The organism is Corallococcus sp. AB045 (assembly GCF_003668895.1).
Taxonomy (GTDB): Bacteria; Myxococcota; Myxococcia; order Myxococcales; family Myxococcaceae; genus Corallococcus; species Corallococcus coralloides.
The window spans coordinates 1-11,434 of record NZ_RAWN01000259.1; the positions used below are offsets into that span (position 1 = coordinate 1).

The 11,434-nt window shown below is 71.2% G+C and carries 9 protein-coding genes; 3 read left to right on the forward strand and 6 right to left on the reverse strand.

Annotated elements, in window-relative coordinates; all coding sequences use genetic code 11:
• Nucleotides 1-108: 108 nt before the first annotated feature.
• From D7Y21_RS36970 to D7Y21_RS36990, 5 genes are all read right to left on the reverse strand, one after another.
• A complete protein-coding gene (locus tag D7Y21_RS36970; protein WP_120562814.1) occupies nt 109-672 on the reverse strand; it encodes a hypothetical protein in 564 nt (187 codons plus the stop codon).
• Nucleotides 662-1,975, reverse strand: a complete 1,314-nt coding sequence (locus tag D7Y21_RS36975) for a lanthionine synthetase C family protein (protein ID WP_120562813.1) — start codon at nt 1,973-1,975, stop codon at nt 662-664. The genes D7Y21_RS36970 and D7Y21_RS36975 overlap by 11 nt, the downstream gene beginning before the upstream one ends.
• Nucleotides 1,972-5,262: a lantibiotic dehydratase gene (locus D7Y21_RS36980; RefSeq protein WP_233612436.1), complete on the reverse strand. Its 3,291-nt coding sequence runs from the start codon at nt 5,260-5,262 to the stop codon at nt 1,972-1,974. Before D7Y21_RS36980 ends, D7Y21_RS36975 begins: the two co-directional genes overlap by 4 nt.
• Nucleotides 5,263-5,391: 129 nt before the next feature.
• Entirely contained in the window at nt 5,392-5,586 is a 195-nt protein-coding gene (locus D7Y21_RS36985; protein WP_121718200.1) for a class I lanthipeptide, read from the reverse strand.
• Nucleotides 5,587-5,680: 94 nt separating this feature from the next.
• Nucleotides 5,681-7,165 (reverse strand): FAD-dependent oxidoreductase, encoded by a 1,485-nt coding sequence (locus D7Y21_RS36990; RefSeq protein WP_121718201.1) that lies wholly within the window; start codon nt 7,163-7,165, stop codon nt 5,681-5,683.
• Nucleotides 7,166-7,291: 126 nt separating this feature from the next.
• On the opposite strand from D7Y21_RS36990, the gene D7Y21_RS36995 reads away from it, so the two are divergent.
• Nucleotides 7,292-8,527 (forward strand): hypothetical protein, encoded by a 1,236-nt coding sequence (locus D7Y21_RS36995; protein WP_121718202.1) that lies wholly within the window; start codon nt 7,292-7,294, stop codon nt 8,525-8,527.
• 27 nt (nt 8,528-8,554) lie between these two features.
• Here the strand turns inward: D7Y21_RS36995 and D7Y21_RS37000 are convergent, their stop codons facing one another.
• Entirely contained in the window at nt 8,555-9,577 is a 1,023-nt protein-coding gene (locus tag D7Y21_RS37000; protein WP_121718203.1) for a peptidoglycan-binding protein, read from the reverse strand.
• A gap of 182 nt (nt 9,578-9,759) precedes the next feature.
• On the opposite strand from D7Y21_RS37000, the gene D7Y21_RS37005 reads away from it, so the two are divergent.
• Both D7Y21_RS37005 and D7Y21_RS37010 read left to right on the forward strand, forming a co-directional pair.
• A complete protein-coding gene (locus D7Y21_RS37005) occupies nt 9,760-10,560 on the forward strand; it encodes a VOC family protein (RefSeq protein ID WP_120562809.1) in 801 nt (266 codons plus the stop codon).
• A gap of 17 nt (nt 10,561-10,577) precedes the next feature.
• Complete coding sequence (locus tag D7Y21_RS37010; RefSeq protein ID WP_120562808.1) at nt 10,578-11,066, forward strand: VOC family protein; 489 nt, start codon at nt 10,578-10,580, stop codon at nt 11,064-11,066.
• The last annotated feature ends 368 nt before the right edge of the window (nt 11,067-11,434 follow it).

Below are 11,434 nucleotides of genomic sequence, written 5' to 3' on the forward strand. Positions count from 1 at the left end.
CGCCAGCACCATGGCCAGGCACGTGGGGCCGCAGTCCGCCGCGGTGAACTGCTGGAGGAACGGCACCCGGCGCCACCGCCGCCTCAACTCACGCCACGCGCCCATGCCTCACCTCCGCCCGCCGCGCGCCTGCGCCCACAGCGCGGCCGCCAGCGACTCCGTGCCCACCTGCACTTCGACCGTGCCCGGGGTGCCCGGCGCGTCGCCGCCCGCCGACGAAAGGTCGTGGGCCCGGACGAGCACGCCCGACGCCAGCCTCCCGAGCCCCCCGTTGAACGCCTCCGGCACTCGTGTCTCCGTGTCCACCCACTCCACCGCGAAGTCGCGCGCGCCCTGCGCCATCTTCGCGCGCACGCGCAGCCCCGGACGCAGCGCGCCCTGGTGCTCGGCGGGTACGGAGAAGAACAGCCGCGTCCGCAGGTCGCTCCCGGGCGACGGATCCATGGGCGAGCCCTGGGACAGCGCCTCCACCACTCCCGGGACGCTCACCACGCGGGCCACCGGCACGCGCGTCGCGAAGAGGCCCAGGATGGCGAGCGCGCCCCCCAACGGCAGCGGCAGCCAGCGCACCCACCGCGGGTGCTCCAGCCGCACCGGCTCCGCGGCGCCCCCGCGCGCATGACGCTCCAGGGCCTCGCGCCTGAAGGGTGTGTTCCCTTCCTCAGCGGCCATGTCCCGACTCCAGCGGCGGGCGGAAGGACGCGAGCAGCATCCGGTCCCACGCCGGCTCCTCGTCGCTGATGGCCGCCAGCAGCGCGAGCGCGATGCCCACCGAGCCCGTCAGGAAGCTGGCGTTGTCCTCCACTCGGTCCGGGTAGATCTCGCGAGGGAACCACACCGCATAGCCACCGACGCCCTCGCCGGGCACGCGCCGCGCCAGCAGCCGCGCGAAGCACTCGCGCGCCTCGCGGCCGAAGGCCTCCTCCCCCGTCAGCCGGTACATGCGGTGGAACAGGTGCGCCAGCCCCGCCTCGCCGTGGCACAGCCCGCCGTCCATCACCTCGCGCGTCTCATCGGGCCGGCGCACCGCGCGCAGGCCCGTCTCCACCGCCACCCGCTCCCACTCCGCGTTGCCCACCGCCCGCGCGGCCATCAGCAGCGTCGCGGCCACGCCCGGATCCCCGTAGCACCACGCCCCCCGCGACACCTGGGAGCGCCGCACCTCGTCGTCCGCGTAGTAGGCGAAGGCGGACAGCGAGCTTGGGGGCTGCCGTTGCGCGAGCAGCCACCGCACCGCCTCCTCCAGCGCGGGCCCCACCCGCGCCCGGTCGATGTCGTGCGCCCACGCGGCCGCCAGCAGGCCCACCACGCCTGGGTTGCCGTGGGCCACGCCCAGGTTGTAGCCGCCGTCCTGCTGCTTCTTGCGCGTGGTCGTGGGGATGAGCTCCGGAGGAGTCCGCCACGCCCGTCCCTGCGGCCCCAGCTCCGACACGGCCAGCAGGTGGTGGACGACGCGCTCCAGGCACCGGCGCGCCCGGGCCCCCGGCAGCCGCTCCAGCGCGAAGACGCCCAGCCCCACCAGCCCGGCGATGAGATCGTAGTGCTGCACCCAGTGCTCGACGCCCAGGGTGTCCTCCAGCGCCGTCTCCACGTCCTCCAGCAGGTCTTCCTCGGCGCCCAGCAGGTCCGGCAGCAGGTTCGCGCCCAGGTGGTGCATCACCCACGCCACCTGGACGAAGCCGCCATGCAGCGCGGGGCGCATCCCCCGGCGCCCCACCTCATCCAGCGCCCCGTCCAGGAAGCGCGCCGCGTGCTCCGGGTCATCCCTCCCGGGCCACACGCGCGCCAGGTAGCCGTGCAGCAGCGCCTGGCTGGACAGCCGCTCCGCGATGCGCGCGCCCTGGTGGGTGAAGGGCTTGTGAAGCTCGGTGGTGATGGCGCGCACGGTCTCCGCGGCCTCGTCCGCCAGCGAGCCATTGAGCAGCGGCCACCACCGGGGGGCCGCCTGAGGGGGATGAATGGATTGGGCCATCATGGGCGGGGCTCCTGCGCGCGGGCGCGCGCGAGCTGGGACTGGTACGTCCGGGCGAGAAAGTCGTAGAGCACCAGCTCCTGCGCGCGCGCCGCCGAGCGCAGCATCCGGTTGGCGTGCATGTGCAGGTGGGTGGCGGCCACCGCGGGCAGCGCGACACCGAGCCGGCCCTCGCGAAAGGCCGCCTCCATGCGCCGCCGCAGGGGGGCGAGCCGCTCCGAGCGCTCGCGCAGTACGGCGAGGCCCTCGACGAGCAGCGGGCTTTCTTCCGCGTCCGGAGCCCAGGCCGCATCCAGGGCGGCGCGGGCCTGGCGATAGCGGGCACCGAGCTGGTGCGTGAAGGCCGTGTCCATGCGGAACTCCCGCCCGAAGTAGTCGCGGGAGCGCTCGGCCACTGTCAGCTTCGCGCGAAGGTCCAGGCCCAGGTCGCCCAGCAGCAGATCCAGGCCCCGCAGGGTGAGCTGCCACCGGGCCTCCGCGCCCGCGTCCCCGTCCAGCAGCGCCAGCAGCTTCAGCACCGCCTCGCTGTCCGCGTGGAACAGCTCCTCGGCCAGGGTCATGCCCTCCGGGCCGCCGTAGCGCTCCAGCTCCCGCTCGTACGTGTCGAGTTGCACCTTCCACACCACGCCGTCCCGCGCCAGCGGCGCCACCGCGGCGGACAGCGCTGGCAGCGCGTCACGATGCAGGCGAGCCGGATCCCCGTGCAGCCGCAGGCGCACGTGCCAGTCCGGATCCTCGAAGCGGATGAAGAACCAGCGGTCCACCACGCCCTCGCGGACGAGCCGCTCCACCAGCGGAGCCACCGCGTCGCACAGAACGTCATCCGCGCCGGCGGTGCCCGCGTACAGCTTCGCGTAGAGCCACTCCGAGCCGGGTGCGAAGTGCCGGGGGGCACCAGCGGAAGAAGCCGGGCGCTGGGCCGGCACGGACGCCGTGGGCTCCTGGCGCCGCACCATGGGGAGGACCAGCTCATGGACGAAGCGCCCCTCCGGACCGTGGGCGCACAGCGCGTCCGGTCCGACGAACTGCTCGCGCAGCACGGCGCGGGCGCTGTCCTTCACCAGGGAGGCGAACGTCTCCACGCACAGGACGTTGTCCAGGTCCAACGGCAGCACGTTGTCGCCATTCACCAATGCCACGTGGCGAGGCAGGCCCAGCCGCTCGCGAAGCGCTTGCACGGTCCGGAAGCACTCCTCGCCGCGCGCCGCGCCCAGCGGCTTCAGCACGTCCGGCCCCAGCCGCCACCTCGCCAGCGATAGCACCACCCGGCCGGACACCACCCGCGGCAGGAAGTCCAGGCCCTCCAGCGCGCCCCAGCTCCACGACAAGCCCACCGCGCGCCCCTCGTGCTGGAGCATGCACAGGAAGCGGTAGACGCCCAGGCCTCGGGAGAAGTTGTGCGCGGTGGTGAGCCGCGGCAGCACCTCGCGGCCCAGCCGCTTCGAGCGCAGCACCACTCGCCCATCCACCACCGACACCCGCAGGTCCTCCACCGGGAGCTGCTGCGCGTCGGGCGCGCCGGAGGCCCCCAGGAAGGGAATCTCGTGCCCGCGCAACTGGGGCCGCAGCAGCACGTTGCCGATGCGCCCCTCCGGCAGGTGCACCACCTCCGCGAAGACGGCGTCCGGGCGGAGCGCCTCCTCTGCGCGCAGGTGCCGCTCCACGGCGTCGCGCAGCGCGTCGTCCCCGTGACAGAAGCGGCCCAGGGTGTTGGCCCCGGAGGGCCCTCCAGCGCCGCGCAGCACCAGCGAGAAGTCCCCGCTCGCGAAGGCCTCGTCCGAAGCGGCCAGCACGCTGAAGCCCACGGAGATGGCGTCCGGTGGCGGCGCGGCCTTCTCCGAGGACAGCGCCTTCAGGTCCTCCTCGCCCAGCGTCAGCACGCGCGCGCCTGGGCTGGCGGTCAGCCGGCGCATCAGGTGCAGCTCGCGCGCGCCGAGCGTCCCTCCGGCATCCGTCGCGGCCGGAAAGGCCAGCCCGCGCAACAGCGGCGCCCCATCCGCGGCGGGCGCGTTGGACACCAGGAAGCCCACGCCGGACTCCTCGTCGAGCGCCTCCAGCAGCGGCACCTCGCGGCCCTCGTAGCGGCGGGTGAAGGCCTCGCAGAACGCGCTCAGCGGCGAGCGGCCGGTGTGGAGCTGGGGCCCCATGCGCCGCACGAGCTCCACCGCGCGCGTCACCTCCGCCAGCACCTCCGGTCCCAGCGTGGCGCCGGGCGCCGGACGGTAGAGGTCCACCTGGAAGAGGCGCGGGAGTTCCACCTTCACGGGAAGCGCCTCGAGCCTCGTGGCGATGGCGAGGTAGGCCTCCTTCGACCGGCCTGGACCCTCCTCATCCATCCTCGCCAGGAGACCTCCGGCATCCTCCAGGCACGTGGCCGCCTCCAGCGCCACCCGCGCGGCCTCACCGGGGCCCGCCTCTTGCGCCAGCGCGCGCAGCCGCGCCACCAGATACGGGAGCGGCTCCGGCCCGGTGACGGGCACGGCCAGCTCCGGCACCAGCAGATCGTTGTCCACGAGGGTGCGCACGAACTCGGCGGCCTCCTGTGCATCCACCTCCGCGTCCAGCGCCACCAGCGTCCGCACCAACTGCTCCGGCCGGGCCCCTGCGCGCGCGCACTCCAGCACCGCATCCAGGTACGCATCCGGCCGCACCGAGGACAGGTGGTGCCGGCGCACCGCGCCCACGTGCCGCGTCTCCACGTAGCGAAGCCGCCCGGCCGCGCGGTACAGGCTGCCATTGGGGCGGTAGCGGAGCACCTCGCGCAGGCTCGGGTGGCGCACCAACTCCCCCACCAACCGCGTGAGGTAGTCCATGTCCAGACGGGTGTCGCGCTGGCACTCGCGCGCGTCCGCCACCGCCAGGTGCGTGCGCGCTCCCAGGTGCCCTACGGAGCACGACGCGAAGAGGCCGAAGGGCGTGCAGCGCCCCGCCATGCGCAGGAAGTAGCGCACCAGGGCCCGCTCCACCTTGAGGCCGTACTCGCTGTCCGGCGCCTGGAACCAGAGCGGCAGCCCCTCCTCCAGCGAGGGCGACGCGACGAAGAGGGCCTCGCGCACATCCGGCCGCTCCACGTACGCGCGCAGCCGCGTGCGCAACAGCGCGCGATCCGCGTCCAGCGCCTTCGCGAGCGATCCGGTGGCGTGCGGTGCGGTGAGCCGCGAGCTCCAGTGCTCCACTGCGTCGAAGGGCAGGAGCGGAGTGCGCAGGACGAAGAAGTCCGCCGGTTCCATCAGGGATTGGGCGGAAGGCGGGCGCTGCCCCTCGGGAGCGCGGCGGCGGGGCTGGGACATCGCGATGGACCTCGGAACCGGGAACCGGGTGCGGGAAACGCCCCGGGCCGGCGGACACCGGACCGGGGCAAAACCTCTCACCGTGCCTCGGAGGCGGACCTCACCTCCGAGCGCACGGCGCGAACCGCATCAGAAGCAGCAGCCGAAGTACTCGCCCGTCTGGCAGAGCGCGTTCGTGTAGCAGACGGTGGCTTCGGTCGGATCCGTGCCATCGCAATCGTAGACGGAGGGCGGGATACCGCCGGCAACCTGCTTGAGCTGGGTCTCGTTCAGCGCGCGCAGGGTGTCCTTCGACAGCGTCAGCTTCTTGGTGGGCTTCTTCATGTTTTCGTTCCCCGATGCAAGGCCGCACGGAATTGCGCGGTCGAAACGAAATACGAAGCACCCTCGATTTCCTGGTCATTGCCCCAATCGCTTATCAGCGTCTCGCGTCCAGCGGAGGCAGCCACGTGAGCACGTTGCGCGTCCACAGCTTGCGGAAGGTGGCGACGAGCTTCGCGCGCTCCTCGGGATCCGACATCTCGTTGGCGTCGGCAATCTCAGCAATGCTGGTGGTGCCATCCGCGAGCCCGAGCAGCTCCCGCTCCATGTCGCTGGCGCCGAGCCCGGGGGGCAGCAGGAAGCGGGTTGGATCCACGCCGGTGGTGCGCTCCACGCTCCGCGCGGTGGGACTCTCCAGGAGATGCGGGTGCACCCACGCGCGGCTCCAGGAGCCCACCGCCAGCGGGCGCAGCGACTCCACGCGTTCAGGCGGCACGTCCTCGCGCAGCACCTGGATGAGGGACTCCAGGTTGAGCAGCGCCCGCGCCAGCGGCGGTGCCATGCGCGCGGGCACCGGTGCGCCAGCCATCGCGCGCACCGCGAACACAGCGGTGGCGATGGACACCATCACCCCCGCGTTGGAGGCCCCCACGTGCAGAGGCCCCCCAGCGAGCCGCACGCGGCGGCGGCCCTCGAAGACGAGCGGCCACAGGTCCGGCCGGGACTCCACCGCCAGGCGCTCCTGCTCCGCCGCGGCCTGGTCCGGGTGCGCGTGCTTCGCCTCCTCCAGGCTGATGGACTCCCTCAGCCCGCGGACCTCGTCCTCCGTCAGCACGCCCGCGCGCGTGAGCAACTCCAGCACCTGCGGGGACAGGCGCGCACCGCACGCGGCCACCAGCACCTCGCACGGCAGGTGACGCGCCTCGCCGCCCTCGTGGTACGTGACGCCGTCGCGGGTGACGTGCACCGCGCTGGCGTTCGGCACCAGCCGCGAGCCCGTGGCCTCCACCAGCCGCGCGAAGTGCGGCAACCGGTGGAGGCTCCGCGCCTCGCCGCGCATCAGCAACGTCACCGGCTGGCCCGCCATCATCAGGGCCCCGGCCTGCTCGAAGCCGGAGATGCCGCCGCCCAGCACCGCCACGCGCTGGCCGGCCACCTCCGCCGCGGAGCGCAGCCCCTCCCGCACCTCCACGCGCGAGCCGGGCTCCACCGCGTCCGGAGGCAGGGGCCGCCGCTCATACCAGGAGGTGACGAGCACCTCTTCGGCGCGCACCTCGCGGCGGCCCTCGGGCGCCTCCACGTCCACTGTCACCCCGTCCGCGTCGGGGCGCAGGCCCACGCAGCGGTGGCGGCAGCGGAGGTCCAGGCGCCCCATCTGGATGACGCGTGCGTAGTAGTGCAGCACGTCCTCGCGCGAGCACTCCAGCGCGTCGCGGCAGTCCAGCGGCAGGCCGCCCACCTCCCAGTGCGAGGCGGGCGACAGGTAGACGAGGCCCTCGATATGGGCATGCAGCGAGGCCAGCGGGGTGGCGCCGGCCTCCAGTGCCAGGGCGGGGATGCCACGTGCCCGGGCCTCGAAGAGAGCGGCCACCGCGGTGGGGCCGCCGCCAATGACACACAGCTTCGTCGTGAGGATCGTCATGCGCGCGGCAGCCTATACACAGTTCGGATGCCCAGGAGTGATGGGGCCTTTTTTGAAAGGAATCGAGCCAGGATTTCCGCCTCGTTCCGTATGGGATGCGGACACGCCGGTGAGCGGGGAAAGCGCATGCGCATCTTCCAGGATATGGGGAGGCTCCTTCAGGAGCGGTGGCTGAAGGTCCAGCACAGCGAGGAGGCCTTTCCCGACATCGCGGCCGAGGTCCTGCGGGAGCTGGCCCCGCATCAGGAGTTCAAGACGCTGGAGCCCCTGGAGTGGCTCTACGGGACGCGCGACTTCCCAAAGCAGCTCACCACGCGTCCGGGCTTCGGCCAGCCCGCGCTGACGGTGTTCTCCGACTCGCGCCTGCTCATCGACCTGTACTACTGGGTGGACGGCACCACCGACATCCACCAGCACGGTTTCTGTGGCGCCTTCCAGGTGCTCCAGGGCAGCAGCATCCACGGGCACTACCGCTGGCACGAGCGGCACAAGGTGAACAGCCGCGTCGCATTCGGTGACATGGAACTCTTGTCAGTGACGGGGCTGCGCACGGGCGACATCCACCGCATCCTTGGAGGGGACAAGTACATCCACTCCCTCTTCCACCTGGAGCGGCCCTCGGTGACGTGCGTGGTGCGCACGCTGCACTCGCCGGAAGGGGGCTACCAGTACTCGTACAAGAAGCCCCACCTGGCCTACTACCCGGGCGTCGAGGACGCGCACACCAGCAAGGTGCTCCAGTCCCTGTCACTGCTGGCGGAGCTGAGCCCACCGGAGCGCACGCGGCTCATCCGTGGCCTCATCGAGCGCTCGGACATCCTGACGTGCTTCTTCGTCTTCGAGCGGCTGCTCCAGCTGCACAAGAAGCTGGAGGCGCTGGACCCGTACTGGGACGTGGCGGTGCGCACGCATGGCGCGCTGGCGGAGGAGCTGCGCCCGGTGTTCAAGGAGTACATGCGCCAGGCGCTGCTCATCGACCGGCGGGGACAGGTGAAGGACCCGGAGCACCGCTACTTCCTCGCGCTCCTCTTGAACGTCGAGCGTGGCGAGCACATCCAGCAGCTCGTGCGCCAGCGCTTCCCGGACCGGGATCCGGTGGACCTGATCATGAAGTGGGTCACCGCGCTGACGCAGCCGGCGGAAGGCGGGGCCCGGTCGCGCGATTCGCTCGGGGTGCCACTGGACGAGTCCGCCCTCATCGTCTTCCGCGAGCTGCTCCATTCCCGCGGCCACGCGGAGGTGATGGCCCGCCTGAAGGAGACCTTCGACGACGACGAGGTGGACGGCCAGTCGGACGACATCGCCGCGCTGGCGGCCTCCCTGCGCGAGTCCACGCTGTTCCGGCCCCTCTTCCGGGGCTGAGCAGGCCCGGCCGGCAGTGGCCGCGCGTCAGCCCTTACCCTTCGGGCGGCTCACCGTGTACATGACGATGTTGTGATCCGAGCCGCCGGTCGGGCCGGACCTCACGTTCGAGACCTTGCACCCGTAGGACATCGCATAGTCAATCTTGCCGTGGCCATGGCTCTCCACGCCGCCGTGGGTCTTCATGCCCGCCTGTTGCGCAATCCAGCCGGGTGACCACTTCCCCTTCGTCGACGCCGGCTCGTTCCAGTCGCCGCCGATGAGCAGACCCTCGTCGGGGTTCTTCGCGATCTTCCGATTCGCGAAGCCGAGCAGCTTCTCGGAGAGCGACTTGTAGGTGCTCACGCGGTTCTTCGGCCCGACGGGCTCCCCGCCCTTCCAGTCGACCGAGGGCGGCTGGTGGGCCGAGACCACCTGCAGCCAGCCCGCGAGCTTGACCGCGGTGGCCGCCCGCGGCGGAGCATGGCCGCCGCGCACGGTGGTCCAGCCGCCACCCTCGCCCTGGATGGACGTCTTCTGCCCCTGGAGCAGGCTGTCCTTCACGAGGATGCCCGTCTCGCCATGGTCCTTGGCCCCGGGGAAGGTCACCAGGTGGTAGCCAGGGATGTTCTCCAGGGCCTTGTGGTAGCCGTTGATCTCCTGGAGCTGGATGAAGTCGAGCTTGTTCTTCTTGGCGAAGTCGCCCAGCCACTTCTTCACGTCTTGGGGATTGCGGTCGCGCTCGACGTTGTAGGTCGCGCCCTTGAGCTGCGACGGGGTCTTGCCCTTGCTTTCGCTGCCGCCCGTCTGGCTGGCCTGGGCGGTGGGGGTGGTGCCAGTGCTGGTGCGCTTCAGCGAGTGGTCCATCCGCTCGCCGACGACCCCCTGCGGCTTCCCCTCCCAGCCGTTGTCGCGCTTGTAGGCGACCACCGCCCTGGCGGTCTTGGCGTCGAAGCGGTCGTCAGCAGCACCCTTGAGGTAGCCCGCCGACTTCAGGCGCTCCTCGACCTTCTGAACGCGGTTGCCAGTCGATCCGACGTGGAGGGGGCGGTGGTGGGAAGTGGTTCGCATGATTTCCCTGATTCTCGCCCATCGAGAGGAAATGTTTCTTCGGTTCCTGCCTGCATGGCCAGGCTTGCCGCGCTGCGGCAGGGAAGCCCGGTTCCGTAGGAAAGGATTCAAAGAACGAAGGTCTGGCTCGACACGGGCGTGCGGACCCTCCACATCCAACCGCTCACGAAGGGAATGACACGATGAGCGCTGGAAGCTTCATCTGGTACGAGCTGATGACCCATGACCCCAGCGCCGCCGCCAGCTTCTATGGCGCGGTCGTTGGATGGAAGATCCCCGACCCGCCCGCGCCCATGCCGGGCGGAGTGGACTACCGCATGATCATGCGCGGCGATGGCGGCTCCGCCGGCGGCGTGCTGCGCCTTTCGCAGGACATGGTGCGGAATGGCGCACAGCCCTGCTGGCTCGGCTACCTGCACGTGGCCGACGTCGATGCGTCCCTCCGGGCCCTGGTGGCCGATGGTGCCAGGGTGCTGATGCCGCGCATGGAGCTGCCCGTCGGCACGATCGCGATGGTGGCCGATCCCATGGGCACTCCCTTCTACGTGATGGCGCCGATTCCACCGCCCGGCAAGCCCGAGGCGAAGAGCGACGTATTCGACGTGAAGGCGTCGCAGCACATTCGCTGGAACGAACTGGCGAGCCCCGATCTCTCGCGCGCCAAGACGTTCTATGCGAAGCACTTCCACTTCCAGTTCAACGACGTGATGCCCATGGGCCCGATGGGCGACTACTGCTTCATCGACCACGACGGCGTTCGGCTGGGCGCCATCATGCAGAAGCCCGCCGCGGGCCCCGGTCCCACCGGCACCTGGCTGTTCTACTTCGGCGTCTCCTCGGTAGCCGAAGCGCAGCGCGCCATCACCGCCAATGGCGGCAAGGTGCTGCAAGGTCCGCACGAGGTGCCTGGCGGCGACTGGATTGTCGTTGCAACGGACCCCGCCGGTGCCGCATTTGGCGTTGTAGGACACAAGGGCGAGTGAGCCCAAGGAGCGCAATCATGACGACCCCCGTGAACAAGACCGTCCTCTGCCTCTGGTACGAACGCAGCGCTGAAGAAGCGGCGGAGTTCTACGCCCGCACCTTCCCCGGCAGCTCCGTCGGCGCCAAACACCGCGCACCGGGCGATTACCCGGACGGCAAGGAGGGCGATGTCCTCACGGTGGAGTTCACCGTGCTGGGCTTCCCCTGCATCGGCCTCAATGGCGGTCCCACGTTCAAGCACAGCGAAGCCTTCTCGTTCCAGATCAGCACGAAGGATCAGGAAGAGACGGACCGCTACTGGAATGCCATCGTCGGCAACGGCGGGCAGGAAAGTCAGTGCGGGTGGTGCAAGGACAAGTGGGGCATCTCCTGGCAGATCACCCCTGCCGCCCTGACGGACGGCATGAGCGATCCGGATCCGGCCGCGCGCAAGCGGGTGTTCGCCGCGATGATGGAGATGCAGAAAATCGACATCGCGAAGATCAACGCGGCGCGCAGGGGTTGAGGGAGGCCCGGCGCATCCGTGAGCCGGCACACGGACGAGAACCGCGCCCCTACCGGCGCACCTGGGCGCGGGCAATGAGCGCCCCCCGCGTCACACCGGCCTGCTCGAAGTGTTGATCCGCGGCAGGACGGACGAAGCGGGTGACAGCCCTCGCCAGCCTCGCCGTGGGCAAGCCTGTAGCAGGCTGGCTTAGAGCCAGGGCCTCAGCCGCTCCCGCAGCGTGCGCACTCCAGGCCACGCCTGCGCCAGCGTGCGGTAGAGCGGCCGGCCGAGCCGGAGCGTGGCCTCCGCCCATTCCGGAGGAGTGGCAGCCGGGGGCTCCGGCTCGGCCGGCCGCTCTACCGCACGCTGGCGCAGGCGTGGCCTGG